Consider the following 20,228-nt stretch of genomic DNA (forward strand, 5'->3'; position numbering starts at 1 on the left):
CACGCGACAGGGGCCCCGGCCACCCGGCAGAATGCAGCCGGGGGCCCGGATCCGAACGAGAGGGCCCTGTCACTGCACAGCCAGTACGAGAAGGCGAGTCGGTAGAACCGTGACGACGTCCATCGAAGGCAGGATCGCCGAGGAACTCGGCGTACGGGAGCGACAGGTCAGGGCGGCCGTCGAGCTGCTCGACGGCGGGTCCACCGTGCCGTTCATCGCTCGCTACCGCAAGGAAGCGACCGAATCGCTCGACGACGCGCAGCTGCGCACGCTGGAGGAGCGGCTGCGCTATCTGCGGGAGCTGGAGGAGCGGCGTACGGCGATCCTCGAATCCGTACGCGAGCAGGGCAAGCTCGACGCCGCGCTGGAGGCCGCGATCCGGGGAGCCGAGACCAAGGCGCGCCTGGAGGACATCTACCTGCCGTTCAAGCCCAAGCGGCGGACGAAGGCCCAGATCGCCCGGGAGGCGGGGCTCGAACCGCTGGCGGACGGCCTGCTCGGGGACCCGTCGGTCGACCCGCTCGCCGCTGCCGCCGCCTTCGTGGACGGCGACAAGGGCGTGGCGGACGCGGCGGCGGCCCTGGAGGGCGCGCGGGCGATCCTCACCGAGCGGTTCTCCGAGGACGCCGACCTGACGGGTGAGCTGCGCGAGCGCATGTGGACCCGTGGCCGGCTGGCGGCGAAGGTGCGCGAGGGGCAGGAGGAGGCGGGCGCCAAGTTCGCGGACTACTTCGACTTCGCGGAGCCGTTCACCGCGCTGCCCTCGCACCGGGTGCTCGCGATGCTGCGCGGCGAGAAGGAGAACGTGCTCGACCTGGTGCTGGAGCCGGACGGGCCCGAGGCGGCCGAGCAGCCGGGCCCGTCCGCGTACGAGAGCATGATCGCCCGCCGCTTCGGCGTCGCGGACCGGGGCCGCCCGGCCGACAAGTGGCTGGGCGACACGGTGCGTTGGGCCTGGCGGACCCGGATCCAGGTGCACCTGGGCATCGACCTGCGGCTGCGGCTGCGCACGGCGGCGGAGGACGAGGCCGTACGGGTCTTCGCCTCGAACCTGCGCGATCTGCTGCTGGCCGCCCCGGCCGGGACGCGCGCCACGCTGGGCCTGGACCCCGGATTCCGTACGGGGGTGAAGGTCGCGGTCGTCGACGCCACCGGCAAGGTGGTGGCCACCGATGTGATCCACCCGCACGTGCCCGCCAACAAGTGGGACCAGGCGCTGGCGAAGCTCGCGCACCTCGCCAAGGAGCACGCGGTCGACCTGATCGCGATCGGCAACGGCACGGCGTCCCGGGAGACGGACAAGCTCGCCGGTGAACTGATCGACAAGCACCCGGAGTTGAAGCTCACCAAGGTGATGGTCTCGGAGGCGGGCGCCTCGGTGTACTCCGCCTCCGCCTTCGCCTCGCAGGAACTGCCCGACATGGACGTGTCGTTGCGCGGCGCGGTCTCGATCGCGCGGCGGCTCCAGGACCCGCTGGCCGAGCTGGTGAAGATCGACCCGAAGTCGATCGGCGTCGGGCAGTACCAGCACGACCTGTCCGAGGTGAAGCTCTCGCGCTCGCTGGACGCGGTCGTCGAGGACTGTGTGAACGGGGTGGGTGTAGACGTCAACACCGCCTCCGCGCCGCTGCTTTCACGGGTCTCCGGGATCAGCTCGGGGCTCGCGGAGAACATCGTCGCGCACCGCGACACCAACGGCCCCTTCCGCTCCCGCAAGGCGCTCAAGGACGTGGCCCGGCTCGGCCCGAAGGCGTACGAGCAGTGCGCGGGCTTCCTCCGCATCCGGGGCGGCGACGACCCGCTGGACGGTTCCAGCGTGCACCCCGAGGCCTACCCGGTGGTGCGGCGGATGGCGAAGACGACGGGCGGCGAGGTCGCCGCGCTGATCGGCAGCACGGACACCCTGCGGTCGCTGCGCGCGGCGGACTTCGTGGACGACGTGTTCGGTCTGCCGACCGTGACGGACATCCTCAAGGAGCTGGAGAAGCCGGGGCGCGACCCCCGGCCCGCCTTCCGCACGGCCACCTTCAAGGAGGGCGTCGAGAAGATCGGTGACCTGGAGCCCGGCATGGTGCTGGAGGGCGTCGTGACGAACGTGGCCGCCTTCGGCGCGTTCGTCGACGTCGGCGTCCATCAGGACGGCCTGGTCCATGTGTCGGCGCTGTCGAAGACGTTCGTGAAGGACCCGCGCGATGTCGTGAAGCCCGGGGACATCGTGAAGGTCAAGGTCATGGACGTCGATGTGCAGCGCAAGCGGATCTCGCTCTCGCTGCGACTGGACGACGAGCCGGGCGCGGGCGGCGGCGGTCAAGGTCGCGGTGAGCGCGGCTCCCGGCCGCCGAAGCAGCGGCAGGGGCAGGGCGGCCAGGGCTCCGGTGGCGGTCAGGGCCGTCAGGGCGGCGGCCGCGACCGGCGCGGTGGCGGTGGCGGCGGCCGGCAGGCGCAGGGTGCTCCGGCTCCGGCGAACAGCGCGATGGCGGACGCGCTGCGGCGGGCCGGTCTGACGTCCGACCCGAAGCAGGGCGGTGGCCGGGGGCGCTGAGCCCCGGCCGATCCGACGAGGGGGCGGGCCGCATGTGCGGCCCGCCCCCTCGTCGTCGTCAGCGCGCTCAGACTTCCTTGACCTGGCCGTCCGTCACCTCGATGCGACGCGTGGTGCGGACCGCTTCGAGCATCCGGCGGTCGTGGGTGACCAGCAGCAGGGTGCCGGTGTAGCTCTCCAGGGCCGACTCCAACTGCTCGATGGCGGGCAGGTCCAGATGGTTCGTCGGCTCGTCGAGCACCAGGAGGTTGACGCCCCGGCCCTGGAGCAGGGCGAGGGCGGCCCGGGTGCGCTCGCCCGGCGAGAGGCTGGTGGCCGGGCGCATCACATGGTCGGCCCTGAGCCCGAACTTGGCGAGCAGCGTGCGGACTTCGGCTGGTTCGGTGTCGGGGACGGCCGCGCAGAAGGCTTCCAGCAGCGTCTGGGAGCCGAGGAAGAGCTTCCGGGCCTGGTCCACTTCCCCGACCACGACGCCCGAACCGAGCGCGGCATGGCCGGAGTCGAGCGGCAGCCGCTCCAACAGGGCGGCGAGCAGTGTGGACTTGCCCGCTCCGTTGGCGCCGGTGATGGCGACCCGGTCGGCCCAGTCGATCTGGAGCGAGGCGGGGCCGAAGGTGAAGTCGCCGCGCACCAGCCGGGCTTCGCGCAGGGTCGCCACGACCGAGCCGGAGCGCGGGGCGGCGGCGATCTCCATCCGCAGCTCCCACTCCTTGCGCGGCTCTTCGACGACATCGAGGCGCTCGATCATGCGCTGGGTCTGCCGGGCCTTCGCCGCCTGCTTCTCGCTCGCCTCGCTGCGGGCGTTGCGGCCGAGCTTGTCGCCGTCGGTGGCCTTGCGGCGGGCGTTCTTGACGCCCTTGTCCATCCAGGAGCGCTGCATATGGCCGCGCGCTTCGAGGGATGCCTTCCTGTCGGCGTACTCCTCGTACTCCTCGCGGGCGTGCCGGCGCGCGGTCTCGCGCTCCTCCAGATAGGCCGCGTACCCACCGCCGTACAGGTTGATCTGCTGCTGGGCGAGGTCGAGTTCGAGCACCTTGGTGACGGTGCGCATCAGGAACTCGCGGTCGTGGCTGATGACGACGGTCCCGGCCCGGAGTCCCGAGACGAAGCGCTCCAGGCGCTCCAGGCCGTCGAGGTCCAGGTCGTTGGTGGGCTCGTCCAGCAGGAAGACGTCGTAGCGGGAGAGGAGGAGCGAGGCGAGTCCGGCGCGCGCCGCCTGGCCGCCGGAGAGGGCCGTCATCGGCAGGTCCAGGCTGACGGTGAGCCCCAGCTCGGCGGCGACCTGCGCGGCCCGCTCCTCCAGGTCCGCGCCGCCGAGGGCGAGCCACCGCTCCAGGGTCTCGGAGTGCGCGTCGTCCGCGCCCGGCGCCCCGGCGACCAGGCCCTCCGTCGCCTCGTCCATGGCCCGCTGGGCATCCGCGACCCCGGTGCGGCGGGCCAGGAACGCGGCCACGGTCTCGTCCTCGCGCCGCTCGGGCTCCTGCGGGAGGTGGCCGACGGTGGCGGTGGGCGGGGAGAGCCGCAGCTCGCCCTCCTCGGGGCGGTCGAGACCGGCGAGCAGGCGGAGCAGGGACGATTTACCGGCGCCGTTGACTCCGACGAGACCGATCACGTCCCCGGGCGCGACGACGAGGTCGAGTCCGGCGAAGAGCGTGCGGTCGCCGTGTCCGGCGGCGAGGTCCTTGGCGACGAGGGTGGCAGTCATCAGGGTGCCGATCCTAATGGCCGCGTCCCGGTGGCCGTGCCGGGCGGTGTCGGGGCGGCGTCGGTCCCGGTCCGGTTTCGGTCCCGGTCCGGTCCCGGTCCCGGTTTCGGTCCGGGTCCGGGTCCGGTTTCGGTCCGGGTCCGGGTCCGGTTTCGATCCGGGTCCGGGTCCGGTTTCGGTCCCAGTCCCGGCCACGGCCCGGGTCCGGCTCCGGGACCCGGCCGCGCTGCCCGTCAGTCGATGCGGTGGACCAGCTGGGTGTTGAGTTCGTAGCGCGCGCCCACCACCGTCAGCTTTCCGGCGGCCACCTGCGCCGCGAGGTCGGCCTCGCGCGCCAGCCGGTCCCGGACCAGCCGGACCTGGGCGCTGACCGTGGCGTCCACCCGCGCGGGACCGTGGTGCGCGTGGTCGATCGCGGGCCGGATCTGGTCGGCGACGTACTGGATGTGCGCGGGCAGGTGCTCCCCCGTCTCCTCCGCGTGTACGGCGGCGGCGACCGCGCCGCACGACTGGTGGCCCAGGACCACGACCAGCGGGATGCCCAGTTCGAGGACGCCGTAGGCGATGCTGCCGAGCACCGCCTCGTCCAGCACCTCACCGGCCGAGCGGACGGTCATGAGGTCACCGAGCCCCTGGTCGAAGACCAGCTCCGGCGGGACGCGGGAATCGATGCAGCCCAGTATCAGCGCGAAGGGCGCCTGGCCGGACACCAGTGAGTTGCGCACCGCGACGGCCTCGTGGGGGTGGCGCTGGCGCAGCGTGCGCCAGCGGCGGTTCCCGGCGGCGAGTTCCTTGAGCGCCGCGGCGGGGTTCGTGGGGCGCGCCAGGGGTGCGGCCGGGGTCCGCGGGGTGGCGCCCACGGGCGAGGAACCGGCGGCGAGGACGCCGGCCGCCGCGGTGGCGGCGGAGGCACGGAGGAGGGTGCGGCGCGTGGTCGGCGCCGCCCGGGCAGCTCGGGTGATTTTCACGAGCGGACGCTAACCCCGTACTGGTGGCGCGAGTTGGCACCTGGCGTGCCTTGGCCACACCTTGACCATCTCTTGGGCGGGTGGTGTGACACGCCTGGCCGTGTCACACCACCCGCCCGAGAACACAGATGATCAGCTGAACCGGTCGAGCGTGATGAACGCCTCCTGCGGGTTGCCGTCGTGGACGAGCGACTCATGGGCGCCCACGTCGTCGAAGGCGAAGCCGTACGCCTTGCCGTCCACCATCTGCGCGTGGATGAGGCGGGAGTAGTGGTTGGTCACGGAGTCCTTGTAGAAGTTCGCCGGGTTGTTGTCGGGGTGGTTCGTGCCGTTCAGCAGGGTGGAGCGGTTGAAGCCCGCGCACAGGGTGCGGGAGATCGGGCCGCGCACCAGGTCGTTGGGGGCGTCCAGGTGCTTGTAGCAGCCGAAGACGCTGTCGGAGTCCGGCTTCTGGAACGAGGTCACCACGGCGCCCGCGCTGTTGGTGAAGTTCATGACGTTCCCGGAGACCCGGCCGTAGTACTTGGTGTTCGGCTCGTGCGCGAACGGGGTCACCGTCAGGACGGAGCTGCTGTAACGGCTCCAGACCCGGTTGATGTAGTCGTTCATGATGCCGGCCGGCAGGGCTCCGGAGCCGACGCCGTGCCCCGGGGACAGGGCGCGCACGACCGTTCCGTCGGACCGGGTCTGGATGAGGCCCGCCCACCCGCCGGACTGGTTGCGGAGCCCGTTGAGGACGGCGTTGTAGCCGCCCGCCTTGAGCCGCCCGGTGTTCTTGACGGTGCCGTTGGGCGCCTTGACCCCGACGGCGTAGGGGGCGGAGAACATGTCGACCTGGGTGCTGTTGATCCACAGGCCCGCGTCGTTGAGCGTGTACTCGGTCCAGTTGAACAGGATGTTCCTGTTCGGGTCGCTCGGGTTCTGGACCGCGGGCTGGACGAGGCCGCCGGTGGTGAGCCTGAAGTCGAGCTTCTGGCCGTACGAGAAGTAGACGCGGCCGGAGAACTTCGGCATGCGGATCGTCACCGACTGGCCGTTGCGCGGCCCGGCGATCGAGGCGTCCGGCGCCGGGGTGGGCGGGTTGCCTCCGGCGGGCCAGGGGTGGAAGGTGCCGTTCGCGTCCGCCCAGCCCTGGCGGCCGGTGGAGAGCTGGGTTCCGAGGTTGTAGATGTAGATCTGGTCCGCGCGTCCCGAGTCGTTCTTGATGGTCAACGGGATGGTGGCGGGCACCGCCGCCTCGGCGGGCTGCTCGGCGACGCCGGTGGCCAGACCCAGGGCCAGGGCCAGCGCGGCGGTCAGCGAAGCGAGGCCTCTCCATGGAACGGGCATGCTCGTCCTCCTCATCGGGCGAATCCGTGGGGGTGGAACGGGGGGTACATCACCTGGAGCATGAGAGCGCTCTCAGAATCCCGTCGGCGCCAACAACTGTCAACGAGCGTGCCTCAACTCGTCGAACTCGCCCCGCCGTAGTCGCCGGGCCGTGGTCCCGCGCTCTGCCCCCCTCACCCTGGCCTCGGGATTCCGGTTTCCGTTAGCGTCCGAGCAGCGAAGCCGCGTACGGAAGCGGCGGACGCGCACCGAGAGGACGGTCGGCACAGTGACAGGAGTGGCCACGGAAGCGGATGTGATCGTGGTGGGCGGCGGGGTCATCGGCCTCACCACCGCCGTGACCCTGGCGGAGCGCGGGCTGCGGGTGCGGATCTGGTCGCGCGATCCGGCCGGGGCGACGACCTCGGCGGTGGCGGGCGCGCTGTGGTGGCCCTACCGGATCGAGCCCGCCGAGCGGGTCGGCGCCTGGTCGCTGGAGACGCTCGCGGTGTACGAGGAGTTGGCCGCCGCCCCCGGGGAGACCGGCGTACGGCTGGTGCCGGGGCTGCACGGCGGGGAGCGGTTCGCGGCGCTGGGGCCCTGGGCGGCGGAGCTGAAGGGCGCCGTGGAGGTGGCCGAGGGGCTGCGGGTGGTGCTGCCGCTGCTGGACATGCCGGTGCACCTGGTCTGGCTGGAGCGGCGGCTCGTGGCGGCGGGCGGTGCGGTGGAGCGGCGGGCGGTGAGCGGGTTCGCGGAGGCGGCGGAGCGGAGCCCGGTGGTGGTGAACTGCACGGGGCTCGGGGCCCGCGAGCTGGTGCCGGACCCGGGGATGCGGGCGGTGCGGGGGCAGCTGGTGCTGGTGGAGAACCCGGGGATCGAGGAGTGGTTCACCGAGGCGGACCCGGCCTCGGAGGCGACGACGTACTTCTTCCCGCAGCCGGGCCGGCTGGTGCTGGGCGGTACGGCCCGGGCGGACGACGAGCGCCCGGAGCCCGACGCGGCGGTGGCGCGGGAGATCGTGGCGCGGTGCGCGCGGGTCCGGCCGGAGATCGCGGACGCCCGGGTGCTGGGGCACCGGGTGGGGCTGCGGCCGGTCCGGGAGGGCGGGGTGCGGATCGAGGCCGGGGTGCTGCCGGGCGGCGGGCTGCTGGTGCACAACTACGGGCACGGGGGCGCGGGAGTCACCGTGGCCTGGGGCTGCGCGCGGGCGGCGGCCGCCCTGGTGGGCTGAGCCGCCGCCGCGTCCGCTGCTGCCGCGCGGGGTACTGCGCCGTACGAGGTGCGCCGTACGGGGGTGCTGCCGCGCTCGGTGCCGCCGGGCGGGCCACCACCGTACGAGGTGCCAACGCGCTCGGTGCCTCCGGGCGAGCCACCGCCGTACGCAGCACCGCCCTACGCGACACCGCTTACGCATCACCCCCGTACGCGACACCGCCCCGTGGAACACCAGCGCGCGGCGGCGGTGCCGTCAGGCCCGCCGCCGCGCGCGAGGTACCGCCCGGCGCGTCCCCCGGCATCACTCCTCGGGGCGCTTCTCCATCCGTACCTCCTTGTGGCGCTCGTCCGAGGTCACCGTCGTCCCGGGGCCGATACGGATCTCGAAGTCGCCGTCGTACTTGGCGTGCCCCTCGATGACCGCCGACTCGACGGCCTCCACACCGAACTCCTGGCGGACGATCTGCGGGTCCCGGCGCAGGTCCCGCATCAGGGCCACGCACATGCCGATCATCACGACGACGAAGGGGGCGGCGACCAGGATGGTGAGGTTCTGGAGCCCTTCGAGCGCGTTCTCCTTGCCGTCACCGATGAGCAGCATGATCGCGGCCACAGCCCCGGTGACGACACCCCAGAAGATGACGACCCATCTGCCCGGCTCCAGGACGCCCTTCTGCGAGAGCGTGCCCATGACGATCGAGGCGGCGTCCGCACCGGAGACGAAGAAGATGCCGACGAGGACCATCACCAGGATGCTCGTCACGGTGGCGATCGGGAACTCCTGGAGGACGCCGAAGAGCTGCGCCTCGGGCGTGTCGGCGCCGGTGAGTTTGCCCGCCTCGTCCAGCTTCATCGCCGTACCGCCGAAGACGGCGAACCAGATCAGGCTGACGGTACTGGGTACCAGGATGACGCCGCCGACGAACTGGCGGATCGTGCGGCCCCGGCTGATCCGGGCGATGAACATGCCGACGAACGGTGTCCAGGAGATCCACCAGGCCCAGTAGAAGACCGTCCAGCTTCCGAGCCAGTCGGCCACGTCACCGCCGCCGGTGGCCTCCGTCCGGCCGACGAGCTGCCCGAGGTCACTGATGTAGGCGCCCAGCGAGGTGGGGATCAGGTCGAGCACGAAGATCGTGGGACCGGCGATGAAGACGAAGACGACCAGCAGGAGGGCCAGCACCATGTTGATGTTGGAGAGCCACTGGATGCCCCTCTCCACACCGGAGACCGCGGAGGCGACGAAGCAGGCCGTCAGCACGGCGATGACGGCGACCAGAAGCCCGGTGCCCGCCTTCTCCAGCCAGTCGAGCTCCTGGATCCCGCTGCCGATCTGGAGCGCGCCGAGACCCAGCGAGGCCGCCGAGCCGAAGAGGGTCGCGAAGATGGCCAGGATGTCGATGAAGCGCCCGAACCCGCCGCGCGCCCGGCGCCTGCCGATCAGCGGCTCGAAGACCGCGCTGATCGTCTGCCGCCTGCGCATCCGGTACGCGCTGTAGGCGATGGCGAGGCCGACCACCGCGTAGATCGCCCAGGGGTGGAGCGTCCAGTGGAAGAGGGTGGTGGCCATCGCCGTCTGCATCGCCTCGGCGGAGTCGGCCGGGTCGGTGCCGGGCGGCGGGGTACGGAAGTGGGCGAGGGGCTCGCTCACACCCCAGAACATCAGCCCGATGCCCATGCCGGCGCTGAACATCATCGCGATCCAGGAGATGGTCCGGAACTCCGGCTCCTCGTTCTCCTGGCCGAGCGTGATCTTCCCGTACCGGCTGATCGCCAGCCACAGGGCGAAGATGACGAAGCCCGAGGCGGCGAGCATGAAGGCCCAGCCGCCGTTGTGGATGAGCCCCTCGAGCAGCTTGCCGGACGCGGTCTCCAGCGATGAGGTGGCGGTCGCGCCCCAGATGACGAAGGCGAGGGTGAGGACCGCCGTGATACCGAACACCACACGGTCGGTGGTCGGGTTCCGGGTGTTGACGGGCTCAGGAGGAAGGTCCGCCGTGACCGACAGCTGCTCCCGTCCCTCCGCCGGCTGGTCGTCCTGGGGCACTGATGGCACCTTTCACCGAGTCCGAAAAACACGCTTCGTAGGCAGTACCACACCTGCCCACGTTCTAGAAGGATCAACAAGTGGTGTTGGCTTGACCATATGTGAGGGGATATGTCGCCCGCTGGTCGAGAAGGAGCGGAATCAGCTTCCTGGCCGACTGACGGAGGGGCACGAACACGCCATCCCCGTCCTGGCCGGAGCGGACGCCGTGCAGGGCGAGGGCGTCCTTCACCCCGGCATACTGGGCCGCGTCCAGCCGGTAGCCGCACGGCGGGTCGGTGAGGATCTGATCGGGCCGGGCCGGTTCGTTGTCGGCACCGCCCAGGTGTACGGGGCCGCGGTCCGCGAACCCCGCCAGTCGGGAGAGCCCGGTCGCCGTGCGGAGGCGGGTCCCCTGCTCGTCGGTGAAGTCGAAGAGGCCGCGGAGGGCCGTCCGCTGGGAGTGGACCCGGCGCCGCTGGTTGAGGGCGGGGTCGTCCTTTTCCTCCGCGCTCAGCGCGTCGATCCGTGACTCGATGAGGAGGCCGGCGGCGTGCTTGAGGCCGGAGGCGTTGCGCAGGATGCGTTCCTGCCCGTCACCCGCGGTCTGCTTGACGGGGTCGCCGGTGGCGGGATCGGTCCAGATCCCGTAGTGGCCGCTGCTGTAGCCCGCCCGGGTCGCGGCGGGCCGTACGTACCGCTCCGCGAGGGTCTTCGAGAGGCCGTGGACCCCGTCCGCGACGTTCAGGTTGCGGGGCCAGAGGACGAAGAGGTCCTTGTCGTAGTACGGGGGCGTGGCCCCGTACTCGTGCAAGTCGTAGATGACATCCGGCCGTTCGTCGCGGACGACGGCGGCGATGGTCCGGCCCTCCGCGGTCGCCAGGGCGATGTGGTCCCGGTTGATGTCGACACCGTCCGCGTTGCCCCGGGTGTCGGCTGCGCGGCCGTCGGGGTTGGCGGTGGGCAGCACCAGGACCGTCGTACGGGAGAGGAAGGCACGGGTGGTCCGGTCCTCGGCGAAGGCCAGGTCGCGCAGGGTGGTCAGACAGGCCTCGCGTCCGGCGGGCTCGTCGCCGTGCTGACTGCAGATCAGCAGGACCGTGGTCGCGGCAGGGCGTGGCTGCCCGATGCGTACGAGTTGGAGGGGGCGGCCCTCCTTGGTGGTGCCGATCCGGTCGACGGTGACCCGGTCGCTCGCCCGGTCCACCGCCCCCAGGAACGCCTGCTCCTCCCCGAGCCCGGTCCAGCGCGCCCCGTCGCTCGTCTCGAACGCGGTGCGCGGCGGGCGGGGCGCGGCCTCCGCCGGTGCGATCGCGAAGGGGACGGCCAGCGCCGCCAGCACCCCGGCCACGACCGCACTCCGCCGCCGGACCCCCGGGCCGCGGCGCGGTAAGCCGGACGGCGGGTGGGCCACCCCCGCGACCGGCCCCAGCCACGGGTGCGGGCTGAGCATGCGGAGCGCGCGGGTGAGGCGAGGGGTCATCAGCGGCTGCCTCCCGGAGTACGGCTCGGGGTACGGCCGGAGTGCGCGCGGCGGACACCGCGTGGCACGCCGGTCTGTCGGTGCAGCGGAGGTTACCCGGGTGAACTCCCGTGCAACAGGGGGCGATCACTGCCGACCGTGACGAGGGCATGGCGATCGTGTGACAGGGATGCCCGGAATCGACCGGCCTGCCCCGCGGGCTGCTTAGCCTCTTTCCTGACCGGTCGGAACCACACTCCGACCGGTCGCACGGCCGGGCCGCGACATCCCACGCCCGGCCGACCGTCCGACGATTTGGAGTATGCGTGCACCGCAGATTCATCGTCCCCAGCGCTCTGGCGGCCACCCTCGTGCTGGCGATCCCGGCATCGGCCGCCACCGGCACCGTGGGCGCCCCGGGTATCGGCGACCCCTACTACCCGGCCAGCGGAAACGGCGGCTACGACGTCTCCCACTACGACCTGCGGCTGAAGTACCAGCCGGCGACCGACCTGCTGGAGGGCACGGCGACGATCCTCGCCACCACTACGCAGGAGCTGACCCGCTTCAACCTCGACTTCGGGCTCGCCGTCTCCGAGGTACGGGTCAACGGCAAGAAGGCCGCCTTCGCGAAGAGCGGTGACCAGGAGCTGGAGATCACCCCGGCGGACCGCCTGACGAAAGGCAAGGACGTCTCGGTGGTCGTCCGGTACGCCGGGAAGCCCTCCGAGCTGAAGATCGACGGCTGGACCGCCTGGGCCCGCACCCCGGACGGCGGTGTCGCCGCGCAGGAGCCGGAGTCGGCGGTCTGGTGGTACCCGAGCAACGACCACCCGCTCGACAAGGCCACGTACGACATCTCGGTCTCCGTGCCGGACGGCACGCAGGCGATCAGCAACGGCGTTCTCGTGTCGCAGAGTTCGAGGCTCGGCTGGACGCGCTTCAACTGGCGCTCCGACAAGCCGCAGGCCACGTACCTCTCGACGCTCGCGGTCGGCAAGTTCGACATCACGACGGACAGGACCGCCGACGGCCTGCCGGTGCTCAACGCCTACAGCAAGGACCTCGGCCCCAACGCCGGTGCCGCCCGCGCCAGCATCGAGCGGACCACCGAGGTCGCGGAGTGGCTGACCGAGGTCTTCGGCCCGTATCCGTTCAACGCGCTCGGCGGCTATGTGCCCAATGTGACCAGCGGCTTCGCGCTGGAGACCCAGACGCGTCCGTTCTACAGCCCCCGGCAGTTCGCGAACGGGGCCAACGTCTCGGTCGTCGTCCACGAGATCGCGCACCAGTGGTACGGCAACAGCGTGTCGGTGGGCGGCTGGAAGGACATCTGGATCAACGAGGGGTTCGCCCGCTACAGCCAGTGGCTCTGGTCGGAGAAGGAGGGCGAGGGCACCGCGCAGGAGCTGGCGGACTACGTCTACGCCCAACACCCGGCGGACGACCCGTTCTGGAAGGTGAAGCCGGGCGACCCCGGTCCGGACAAGCAGTTCGACATCGCCGTCTACGACCGGGGCGCGCTGGCGCTCCAGGCGCTGCGCAACGAGGTCGGTGACGAGACGTTCTTCGCCCTGCTGAAGGGGTGGCCGACGGAGAAGGCACACTCCAACGCGACCGTGGGCGACTTCCTGCGGTACGCGGAGCGGGTCTCCGGCAAGCCGCTGGCGACGCTGTTCGACACCTGGCTGTACCAGCCGAGGCGGCCGGCGGTCCCGGCGGCGGCCTCGGCGGGGATCGCGAAGAACGCGCTGTCGTCCCGGGCGGCGGTCAAGCCGGAGCGGCCGGCGTCGTGGAAGAAGATCGCGGCGACGAACACGATCCACGACCACGGGGACCACGGTCACGGCAGTCACGACCACGGTCGGGGCAGCCACGGCGGCGACGGTCACGGGGGTCACGGCCACCGCTGATACGCGCGGCACGTGCTGGGTCGGGGGCCGTCGGAGCGGTGGCGTTCAGCCGTTCCGGCGGCCCCCGGCGGCCGCGTGCGCGGCACGGGCCGCCCGCGCCCTCGGCAGATACCGCAGCCGCTCGGGGAGTACGGGGACCACCGCCCGCACCACCGCGCAGAACCGCCGCAGCCGCTTCTCCTGGGCCGCCGTCCACGGCAGGCCGATCGCCGCGCGGGCGTCCGGCGGCATCAGCCCGACGGTGACGAACCGCCGGAAGCGGGCGAGCGGCGGCAGGAGCACCGGCCACAGGGCGCGCAGGATCATCCGCAGCGGCCACGGGCCACGATCCGGTGCGGGCACGGGCTGGTCGACGTCGACCAGTTCGCGCACCACGGTCGTCGCCTCGATCTCCCCGGCGAGCATCTTCTCCCAGTACGGCCAGAACTCCTCGATGGTCTGCGGCATGTCCCGGTCGTGGATGCCGAGGATCCGGCCGACCTGGAGCCACTCCGCGTACAGGGCCCGCTCCTGCGCCGGGGTCATCGGCCGGATCAGATAGCGCGCCGCGTGCCGGTAGACGGGGAAACCGGTGGCGTGCACCCAGGCGTAGTTGGCGGGCGTCAGCGCGTGGTAGGCGCGGCCCCGGGTGTCGGTGCCCCTGATGGTGCGGTGGAGCCGACGCAGCCTGCGCCCCTCCTCGGCGGCCCCGTCGCCGCCGTACACCCAGAGCTGGAGCGAGCGCAGGGAGCGTTCGCCGCGCCCCCAGGGGTCGGTGCGGAAGACGGAGTGCTCGTCGACGCCCGCGCCGACGGCCGGGTGGGCAACCTGGAGGGTGAGGGCGGCGGGCAGCATCAGCAGGGCCCGGACGTCGCCGGAGAGGCTCCAGAGCACCCCGCCGGGCGGGGGCGGCAGGGGGTCGTCCGCGCTGCTCGTCCCGTGCTCCCGCGGCTCCGGCGGGCCTGCCGTGTGCTGGCCTTTCCTCATCCCTCCATGATCTCTCGCCCGTGCCGGACGCGTGAGGCCGGGGCCTCGTGGCCGCTTCCAGGACCGCCCCGGCCGACGCCCCCGTCAGTCGTGGTCAGTCGTGGTCGTACACCGTCACCGGCAGGCCGGCGGATATCAGGCGCCGCTCTATCAGCGGCTCGACCCGGGCCCAGGTGCCGCCCGCGAGCCCGCAGCCGATGCGCGGCATATGGACGGAGGCCCCCAGCTCGCCCGCCCGGACGGCCACCGCGCCAAGGGCCGCGTCGATCGCCTCGTACCGCACGGGCACGCCCTTGCTGCCCCTGCGCATCCCTCGCTGGCCCACCATGTTGGCCACCCACAGATACATCCCGACCTGGACGAACTGCACCGCGCCCAGGCCGAAGTCGTTGCCCGCGCGCTCCCGGTGCCAGCGGCGGTAGGCCGCCTCCGGCTCGGGCCAGCGGCGGGAGAGGGCGAGGACGAACCCCTTGCCCCAGCCGCCCAGGTCGTTGCAGACGTGCGCTATCACCTTGACGCCCTTGCCCTGCGGGACCGTGGCGTCCCCCCGTACATACGTGATCCCCGACATGGCTTCACCGTACGGCCCGGCACTGACAACGGGGCCGGAGAGCGGGGCGGGCACGGAACGGGGCCGGGGTGGACGGCGGGGCCCCGGTGCCGGAGACTTTCACAGTAGTGGTGAGACAGCGGCACTGTCCGATACGAGGGTCCGAAGTGCGGGGAGCAGAGATGGCGACGGGGACCGACGAGCCCACGCTCACGGTGGACGAGCTGGCGGCGCGCGCCGGGGTCACCGTACGTACCGTGCGGTTCTACAGCACCCGGGGCCTGCTGCCGCCCCCGGTCATCGGGCCGCGCCGGGTCGGGCACTACGGGGCCGACCACCTCTCGCGGCTCGCGCTGATCGAGGAGCTCCAGCACCAGGGCATGACGCTCGCCGCGATCGAACGGTATCTGGAGCAGCTGCCGCCCGACCTCAGCGCCCACGATCTGGCGATCCACCGGGCGCTGGTGGCCTCCTGGGCGCCGGACAGGGCCGAGGACATGACCCGGGCCGAGCTGGAGAAGCGGGCGGGGCGGGCGCTCACCGAACCGGATGTGGACCGGCTGGCGGCGATGGGGGTGCTGGTCCGGCCCGAGCCCGAGGGGGACGGCGGACCGTACCGGGTGGATCTCGGGCTGCTGCGGCTCGGGGTCGAGCTGCTGGATGTGCCGATCGCCCACGAGACGATCCTCGCGGCCCGGACCGTGCTGCTGGAGCACACCCGTTCCGCCGCCCAGGAGATGACCCGGCTCTTCCGGGACGAGGTGTGGAATCCGTACCGGGAACGCGAGGGCGATCCGGAGCATGTGGCGGCGATGAAGTCGCTCTCGGCCCATATGCAACCGATCGTCGTCCAGGCCCTGGTGACGGCCTTTCAGCGGTCGCTGAAGGAGGAGCTGCGGGCCGCGTTCACTGCCGAGTGACGGTGAACGCGGCCCGGGCAGAAGCCCGTTGACGGCTCAGTCGTGGAAGGTCTCGCCCTTCTCCGCCTTCTCCACGAGCAGCGCGGGCGGCAGGAACCGGTCGCCGTAGCGGTCGGCCAGCTCCCGGGCGCGGGCGACGAATCCGGGCAGGCCGCCCTCGTACCCGTTGATGTACTGGAGCACACCGCCGGTCCACGGCGGGAAGCCGATCCCCATGATGGAGCCGATGTTGGCGTCCGCGACGGAGATGAGGACGTTCTCCTCCAGGCAGCGGACGCTGTCCAGGGCCTCGGAGAAGAGCATCCGCTCCTTCATGTCCTCGAAGGGGACGTCCGCGTCGGCCTTCGTGAAGTGCTCGCGCAGACCGGGCCAGAGGCCGGTGCGCCTGCCGTCCTCGTCGTAGTCGTAGAAGCCCGCTCCCCCGCTGCGGCCCGGGCGGCCGAACTCGTCGACCATGCGGTCGATGACCTCGTCGGAGGGGTGGCCGGGCCAGGTGCCTCCGGCCCCCTCGACCGCCCGCTTGGTCTCGTTGCGGATCTTGCGGGGCAGGGTCAGGGTCAGCTCGTCCATCAGGGAGAGCACCTTGGCCGGGTAGCCGGACTGGGCGGCGGCCTGCTCGATCGAGGCGGGCTCGACGCCCTCCCCGACCATCGCCACGCCCTCGTTGATGAACTGGCCGATGACGCGCGAGGTGAAGAAGCCGCGCGAGTCGTTGACGACGATGGGCGTCTTCTTGATGCGCCGTACGAGGTCGAAGGCGCGGGCCAGCGCCTCGTCGCCGGTGCGCTCGCCCTTGATGATCTCGACCAGCGGCATCTTGTCGACCGGGGAGAAGAAGTGCAGGCCGATGAAGTCGGCCGGGCGGGACACTCCCTCGGCGAGGACCGTGATGGGAAGAGTCGACGTGTTGGAGCAGAGCAGCGCGTCCGGCTCGATGACGTCCTGGATCTCCTGGAACACCTTGTGCTTGAGGCCGGTGTCCTCGAAGACGGCCTCGATCACGGCGTCGCAGCCCGCGAGGTCGGCCACGTCGCCGGTCGGGGTGATCCGGGCGAGCAGTTCGTCGCGCTTGGCCTCCGTCGTACGGCCCCGGGAGAGCGCCTTGGCGAGCAGCTTCTCGCTGTACGCCTTGCCCTTGGCGGCCGCCTCGGTGGAGACGTCCTTGAGGACGACCTCGATCCCGGCCCTGGCGCAGGAGTAGGCGATGCCCGCGCCCATCATCCCGGCGCCGAGCACGGCGACCTTGCGGACCGGGCGCTCGGGGATGTCCTTGGGGCGGCTGGCACCGGAGTTGACGGCCTGGAGGTCGAAGAAGAACGCCTGGATCATGTTCTTGGAGACCTGGCCGGTGACCAACTCGGTGAAGTACCGGGCCTCGATGGTCAGGGCGGTCTCGAAGTCGACCTGGGAGCCCTCGACGGCCGCCGCGAGGATGTTGCGCGGCGCGGGCATGGGCGCGCCCGCGAGCTGCTTCTTCAAGTTGGCCGGGAACGCGGGGAGGTTGGCGGCGAACTTGGGGTTGGACGGGGTGCCGCCGGGGATCTTGTAGCCCTTGACGTCCCAGGGCTGCCGGGACTCGGGGTTGGCGTCGATGAAGGCGCGGGCCTTCTCGGTCATCTCCTCGCGGGTGGCGGCGACTTCGTGGACGAGGCCGTTCTCCAGGGCGCGCTGCGGGGTGTACTGGGTGCCCTGGAGGAGCACCTTGAGCAGGGCGTCCGCGATGCCCATGAGGCGTACGGTACGGGTGACGCCGCCGCCCGCCGGGAGCAGGCCGAGGGTGACCTCGGGGAGGCCGATGCGGGAGCCGGGGGCGTCGAGGGCGACGCGGTGGTGGGAGGCGAGCGCGATCTCGTAACCGCCCCCGAGGGCGGCTCCGTTGATGGCGGCGACGATCGGCTTGCCGAGGGTCTCGATGCGGCGGAGCGAGCGCTTGATGGCGGTGCCGGTGTCGAAGGCGGCCTGGGCGTTCTCGGGGCCGACCTTGATCATGTCCTTGAGGTCGCCGCCCGCGAAGAAGGTCTTCTTGGCGGAGGTGTAGATGATGCCGCGGATGGAGTCCTTCTCGGCCTCGGCGCGGTCCGCGATGGCCTCGATGGAGTCCTTGAAGGCCTGGTTCATCGTGTTCGCGGACTGATTGGGGTCGTCGAGGACGAGGGTGACGACGCCGGTCTCGTCCTGTTCCCAGCGGATGGTGGTGCTCTCGGTCATGTCGGTGTCTTCTCCGTAAGCGAAGGGGGCGGCTGGGAACGGTCAGATGCGTTCGACGATCGTCGCGACGCCCATGCCGCCGCCGACGCAGAGGGTGACCAGCCCGAACCGCTGGTCGCGGCGCTCCAGTTCGTCGATGACGGTGCCGAGGATCATCGCGCCGGTCGCGCCGAGCGGGTGGCCGAGCGCGATGGCGCCGCCGTTGACGTTGACCTTGTCCAGGCTCAGGCCCATGTCCTTGACGAAGCGCAGGACGACCCCGGCGAAGGCCTCGTTGATCTCGACCAGGTCGATGTCGTCGATGGTGAGCCCGGCCTTGGCGAGCGCCTTGCGGGTGGCGGGGGCGGGGCCGGTGAGCATGATGGTGGGCTCGGAGCCGGAGACGGCCGCGGAGACGATCCGGGCACGCGGGGTGAGGCCGTAACGCTCGCCGACCTCCTTGGAGCCGATAGCGACGAGGGCGGCGCCGTCGACGATGCCGGAGGAGTTGCCCGCGTGGTGGACGTGGTCGATCTTCTCGATCCAGTGGTACTTCTGCAGCGCCACCGCGTCGAAGCCGCCCATGTCACCGATGGCGGCGAAGGAGGGCTTCAGGGCGGCGAGGGAGTCGGCGGTGGTGCCGGGGCGCATGTGCTCGTCGTGGTCGAGGACGAGGAGGCCGTTGCGGTCCTTGACGGGGACGACGGAGCGGGCGAAGCGCCCGTCCTTCCAGGCCGCGGCGGCGCGTTCCTGGGAGAGGGCGGCGTACTCGTCGACGTCGCGGCGGCTGAAGCCCTCGACGGTGGCGATGAGGTCGGCGCCGATGCCCTGCGGGGCGAAGCCGGTCTCGAAGCTGGTCATCGGGTCCATCGCCCAGGCCCCGCCGTCGGAGCCCATCGGCACCCGGGACATCGACTCGACGCCCCCGGCGAGGACCAGGTCCTCCCAGCCCGAACGGACCTTGGCCGCCGCCAGGTTGACGGCCTCCAGGCCCGAGGCACAGAAGCGGTTCTCCTGCACGCCCGCGACGGAGTCGGGCAGCCCGGCCGCGATGGCGGCGATCCGGGCGATGTCGGAACCCTGGTCCCCGAGCGGGCTGACCACGCCGAGGACGATGTCGTCGATGGCGGCCGGGTCCAGGTCCGGGAAGCGGCCCTGGATCTCGTGGATGAGGCCGACGACCAGGTCGATCGGCTTGGTGCCGTGCAAGGCGCCGTTGGCCTTGCCGCGGCCGCGCGGGGTGCGGATCGCGTCGTAGACGAATGCTTCGGTACTCAAGACAGCTGCCTTTCGAGGGTGATGGAGAGGGAGGGGGCAGGGGCTCAGGCGAGCAGCGAGCGGCCGATGATCTCCTTCATGATCTCGGTGGTGCCGCCATAGATGGTCTGGATACGGCCGTCGGTGAACGCCTTGGCGACCTTGTACTCGCTCATGTAGCCGTAGCCGCCGTGGAGTTGGAGGCAGCGGTCGGCGGTGCGCTTCTGGAGTTCGGTGGCCCACCACTTGGCCATCGAGGCGTGGACGGCGTCCAGCGTCCCGTCCGAGTGGTCGACGATGCACCGGTCCAGGAAGGTGCGGGTGACGGCGCACTCGGTGGCCATCTCCGCGATCTCGAAGCGGATGTGCTGGAGCTTGGCCAGCGGCCGTCCGAAGGCCTCGCGCTCCTTGACGTACTGGGTGGTGATCTCCAGCAGGTGTTCGGCGGCGGCGATGGCGGCGACCGCTATGCCCATGCGCTCCTGGGCCAGGTTGGTCATCAAGTGGATGAAGGCGCCGTCGAGTTCACCGAGGAGGTTCTCCTTGGGGACGCGGACGTCGTTGAAGAACAGCTCGGCGGTGTCCTGCGACTTCTGGCCGATCTTGTCGAGGTTGCGGCCCCGCTCGAACCCTTCGGCCCCGCGCTCGACGACGATCAGCGAGAGCCCCTTGGCGCCGCCGTCGGGGGTGGTCTTGGCGACGACGATCACCAGGTCGGCCAGGATGCCGTTGGAGATGAAGGTCTTGGAGCCGTTGAGCAGCCAGTGGTCGCCCTTGTCCTCCGCCGTCGTACGGATCGCCTGGAGGTCGGAGCCTGCGCCCGGTTCGGTCATGGCGATGGCGGTGATGGTCTCGCCGGAGCAGAAGCCCGGCAGCCAGCGGCGCTTCTGCTCGTCGGTGGCGAGGCCGGTGAGGTACGGGCCGATGATGTCGTTGTGCAGTCCGATCGCGAGGCCCGGTGCCCCGGCCCGGGTGAACTCCTCGGCCAGGACGGCGCTGTAGCGGAAGTCGGTCGAGCCACCGCCGCCGTACTCCTCGGGGACGGCGAGGCCGAGCAGCCCGGCGCGCCCGGCGGCGAGCCAGGCGTCACGGGAGACGATGCCGTCCTGCTCCCACTGCTCGTAGTACGGGAGCACCTCCTTGGCCAGGAAGGCCCGGACGGTCTCGCGGAACGCGTCGTGCTCCTCGGTGAAGATCTGGCGTTGCACG

The 20,228-nt window shown here is 71.5% G+C and carries 14 protein-coding genes; 4 read left to right on the top strand and 10 right to left on the bottom strand.

Annotated features, from left to right (window positions below; translation table 11 throughout):
- The first annotated feature begins 109 nt into the window (after window positions 1-109).
- Entirely contained in the window at window positions 110-2,542 is a 2,433-nt protein-coding gene (locus tag DJ476_RS02875; protein ID WP_112489742.1) for a Tex family protein, read from the top strand.
- A gap of 67 nt (window positions 2,543-2,609) precedes the next feature.
- Here the strand turns inward: DJ476_RS02875 and DJ476_RS02880 are convergent, their stop codons facing one another.
- From DJ476_RS02880 to DJ476_RS02895, 3 genes are all read right to left on the bottom strand, one after another.
- The gene (locus tag DJ476_RS02880) at window positions 2,610-4,247 is read right to left on the bottom strand and encodes an ABC-F family ATP-binding cassette domain-containing protein (protein ID WP_112489743.1); all 1,638 of its coding nucleotides are present in this window, start codon (window positions 4,245-4,247) and stop codon (window positions 2,610-2,612) included.
- Window positions 4,248-4,480: 233 nt separating this feature from the next.
- On the bottom strand, window positions 4,481-5,215 hold the full coding sequence (locus DJ476_RS02890) for a carbonic anhydrase (RefSeq protein ID WP_112489744.1): 735 nt from the start codon (window positions 5,213-5,215) through the stop codon (window positions 4,481-4,483).
- Window positions 5,216-5,347: 132 nt separating this feature from the next.
- Window positions 5,348-6,544 carry a glycoside hydrolase family 64 protein gene (locus DJ476_RS02895; protein WP_103417216.1) on the bottom strand — a complete coding sequence of 399 codons (1,197 nt, stop codon included), beginning with the start codon at window positions 6,542-6,544 and terminating at the stop codon, window positions 5,348-5,350.
- A 277-nt stretch (window positions 6,545-6,821) separates the two neighbouring features.
- Here DJ476_RS02895 and DJ476_RS02900 point away from each other — a divergent pair, with 277 nt between their 5' ends.
- Complete coding sequence (locus DJ476_RS02900) at window positions 6,822-7,754, top strand: FAD-dependent oxidoreductase (protein WP_112489745.1); 933 nt, start codon at window positions 6,822-6,824, stop codon at window positions 7,752-7,754.
- A gap of 285 nt (window positions 7,755-8,039) precedes the next feature.
- Here DJ476_RS02900 and DJ476_RS02905 read toward each other — a convergent pair whose 3' ends face one another.
- On the bottom strand, window positions 8,040-9,785 hold the full coding sequence (locus DJ476_RS02905) for a BCCT family transporter (RefSeq protein WP_112489746.1): 1,746 nt from the start codon (window positions 9,783-9,785) through the stop codon (window positions 8,040-8,042).
- 73 nt (window positions 9,786-9,858) lie between these two features.
- A complete protein-coding gene (locus DJ476_RS02910) occupies window positions 9,859-11,247 on the bottom strand; it encodes a M14 family metallopeptidase (RefSeq protein ID WP_112489747.1) in 1,389 nt (462 codons plus the stop codon).
- A gap of 305 nt (window positions 11,248-11,552) precedes the next feature.
- On the opposite strand from DJ476_RS02910, the gene DJ476_RS02915 reads away from it, so the two are divergent.
- A complete protein-coding gene (locus DJ476_RS02915; RefSeq protein WP_112489748.1) occupies window positions 11,553-13,139 on the top strand; it encodes a M1 family metallopeptidase in 1,587 nt (528 codons plus the stop codon).
- A gap of 45 nt (window positions 13,140-13,184) precedes the next feature.
- On the opposite strand, the gene DJ476_RS02920 is transcribed toward DJ476_RS02915, so the two are convergent.
- Together DJ476_RS02920 and DJ476_RS02925 are read right to left on the bottom strand one after the other, a co-directional pair.
- A complete protein-coding gene (locus DJ476_RS02920; protein WP_318294315.1) occupies window positions 13,185-14,105 on the bottom strand; it encodes an oxygenase MpaB family protein in 921 nt (306 codons plus the stop codon).
- Window positions 14,106-14,199: 94 nt separating this feature from the next.
- Window positions 14,200-14,676, bottom strand: a complete 477-nt coding sequence (locus tag DJ476_RS02925) for a macro domain-containing protein (protein ID WP_112489749.1) — start codon at window positions 14,674-14,676, stop codon at window positions 14,200-14,202.
- A gap of 161 nt (window positions 14,677-14,837) precedes the next feature.
- On the opposite strand from DJ476_RS02925, the gene DJ476_RS02930 reads away from it, so the two are divergent.
- Window positions 14,838-15,575: a MerR family transcriptional regulator gene (locus tag DJ476_RS02930; protein ID WP_112489750.1), complete on the top strand. Its 738-nt coding sequence runs from the start codon at window positions 14,838-14,840 to the stop codon at window positions 15,573-15,575.
- Between the two features lie 36 nt (window positions 15,576-15,611).
- On the opposite strand, the gene DJ476_RS02935 is transcribed toward DJ476_RS02930, so the two are convergent.
- From DJ476_RS02935 to DJ476_RS02945, 3 genes are read right to left on the bottom strand one after another with little or no spacing between them, the layout of a single operon-like run.
- Complete coding sequence (locus DJ476_RS02935; RefSeq protein ID WP_112489751.1) at window positions 15,612-17,783, bottom strand: 3-hydroxyacyl-CoA dehydrogenase NAD-binding domain-containing protein; 2,172 nt, start codon at window positions 17,781-17,783, stop codon at window positions 15,612-15,614.
- Window positions 17,784-17,825: 42 nt separating this feature from the next.
- Complete coding sequence (locus DJ476_RS02940; RefSeq protein ID WP_028418721.1) at window positions 17,826-19,040, bottom strand: acetyl-CoA C-acetyltransferase; 1,215 nt, start codon at window positions 19,038-19,040, stop codon at window positions 17,826-17,828.
- A 44-nt stretch (window positions 19,041-19,084) separates the two neighbouring features.
- Window positions 19,085-20,227, bottom strand: coding sequence for an acyl-CoA dehydrogenase family protein (locus DJ476_RS02945; protein WP_070201913.1), 1,143 nt, complete (start codon window positions 20,225-20,227; stop codon window positions 19,085-19,087).
- Window position 20,228 lies beyond the last annotated feature (1 nt).

The sequence above is a fragment of the Streptomyces bacillaris genome (assembly GCF_003268675.1).
Classification (GTDB): domain Bacteria; phylum Actinomycetota; class Actinomycetes; order Streptomycetales; family Streptomycetaceae; genus Streptomyces; species Streptomyces bacillaris.

Coding starts and splice junctions, on each gene's coding strand:
- DJ476_RS02910 (WP_112489747.1), bottom strand. CDS start 11,247: ATGACCCCTCGCCTCACCCGCGCGCTCCGCATGCTCAGCCCGCACCCG.
- DJ476_RS02895 (WP_103417216.1), bottom strand. CDS start 6,544: ATGCCCGTTCCATGGAGAGGCCTCGCTTCGCTGACCGCCGCGCTGGCC.
- DJ476_RS02935 (WP_112489751.1), bottom strand. CDS start 17,783: ATGACCGAGAGCACCACCATCCGCTGGGAACAGGACGAGACCGGCGTC.
- DJ476_RS02930 (WP_112489750.1), top strand. CDS start 14,838: ATGGCGACGGGGACCGACGAGCCCACGCTCACGGTGGACGAGCTGGCG.
- DJ476_RS02920 (WP_318294315.1), bottom strand. CDS start 14,105: ATGAGGAAAGGCCAGCACACGGCAGGCCCGCCGGAGCCGCGGGAGCAC.
- DJ476_RS02925 (WP_112489749.1), bottom strand. CDS start 14,676: ATGTCGGGGATCACGTATGTACGGGGGGACGCCACGGTCCCGCAGGGC.
- DJ476_RS02880 (WP_112489743.1), bottom strand. CDS start 4,247: ATGACTGCCACCCTCGTCGCCAAGGACCTCGCCGCCGGACACGGCGAC.